At 72.5% G+C, this 1304-nt stretch carries 1 protein-coding gene and 1 pseudogene; both read left to right on the forward strand.

From position 1 onward, the window contains the following. Positions 1-826 (forward strand): annotated as a pseudogene (locus NBW84_RS03120) (hypothetical protein); the annotation flags it as partial. A gap of 197 nt (positions 827-1023) precedes the next feature. After that, complete coding sequence (locus tag NBW84_RS03125) at positions 1024-1275, forward strand: hypothetical protein (RefSeq protein WP_250281514.1); 252 nt, start codon at positions 1024-1026, stop codon at positions 1273-1275. The last annotated feature ends 29 nt before the right edge of the window (positions 1276-1304 follow it).

A 1304-nucleotide genomic window follows, 5' to 3' on the forward strand; every position in this document is an offset into this window, starting at 1 on the left:
ACGAAACAGCGCACCGAGCGTGCAGGACGCGCCGGGTGGGTGGTCGGCACCGGACGGGCGGGGCGGGCCTGACCGGCGGGGCGCGGATTTCGCGGTCGTCGCCGTCGTGCTGTTCCCGTACGCGGTGTTCCTGTGCGCCGCGTACTCCGAGGCGGTCTTTCTCGGTTTCGCCACCACGTCCTGGCTCGCGGCGCGCCGGCAGCGCTGGTGGCTGGCGGGTCTGCTCGGCGCGGGCGCCGCGTCCACCCGGGTCACCGGTATCCCCTTCTGCCTGGCGCTGGCCGTCCAGTACGTGGTCAGCCGGCGGCGCGCGGGACTGCCGGTGTTCGCGCCGGCGGGGCTCGCGCTCGCCCTGCCGCCACTGCCCGTCCTCGCCTTCGTCACCTACCTGCGGACGCGCACCGGCCACTGGGACGCCTACACGCAGGCCATGCGGGACGGCTGGCACCGGTGGGTCGACTGGCCGTGGGAGGGTTGGCGGGCGAGCTGGCGCTCGGCCTTCGACACGTCCCAGTCGTCGGCCTTCACCTGGTTCTGGCGCGGCGAGGTGGCCGCGGTCGTCGTCGGGGTCGTGGTGACCGTGGCGCTCCTGCGCTCGGCCCGTTTCGGCGAGGCCACCTTCGTCGGCGGCGCCACGCTGCTGATGAGCTGCTCGAACTACTACGCCTCGGGCATCCGGACGATGCTGGTGGCATTCCCGGTCTACCTGCTGCTCGGACGCGTCGTGACGCGCCGGCCATGGGTGCGCCCGGTGTACATCTGGCTGTCGGCCCCGGTGATGGCGGCCTTCGCCGTCGCCTTCACCCAGGGCCAGTGGGTCGACTGACACCGGCCCGCGCGTCTTCACCGTCCCGCGGCAACGCGGCAACGCGGCAAGTCGGCAAGTCGGCAACGCTGTTGCGTTGTGATTCTGATGCTGCCGGGACAGCATCAGAATCACAACAATCATGGAACCCGGACCCATCCGACGCCGGTGGCGCGGGCGGGACGTGGAGCCGTGGGGAGCGTCTGCGAGGAGTGTCCATGAAGAGCGTCACTGTCACAGGCCGCGGGTCCGCGCCGTTCGTCGTGTCCGTCGGCCTGGCCGCCGCCGTGGTCGTGACGGTGGTCGCCGCGATCTGGCCGGCACCCGGCCGGCACGTGCACGGCCTGCTGGTGGTGATCTCGTTGACGCTTGTCGCGGGAGTGGCCGGCGCCGGTCTGCGGGTGGTCGCCGCCGAACGCCGGCGTGCGGCCCGCGAGAGCCGCGAGGTGACGGACGGCGGCAGTGGATGACGCCAGGGAACGACGCCAGGGAACGACGG

This window comes from Protofrankia sp. CiP1_Cm_nod2, from assembly GCF_920664355.1.
In the GTDB taxonomy this organism is placed as follows: domain Bacteria; phylum Actinomycetota; class Actinomycetes; order Frankiales; family Frankiaceae; genus Protofrankia.

What these genes read in the sequence shown, in the direction of transcription:
- NBW84_RS03125 (WP_250281514.1), top strand. Translation starts at nt 1,024, where the DNA reads ATGAAGAGCGTCACTGTCACAGGCCGCGGGTCCGCGCCGTTCGTCGTG.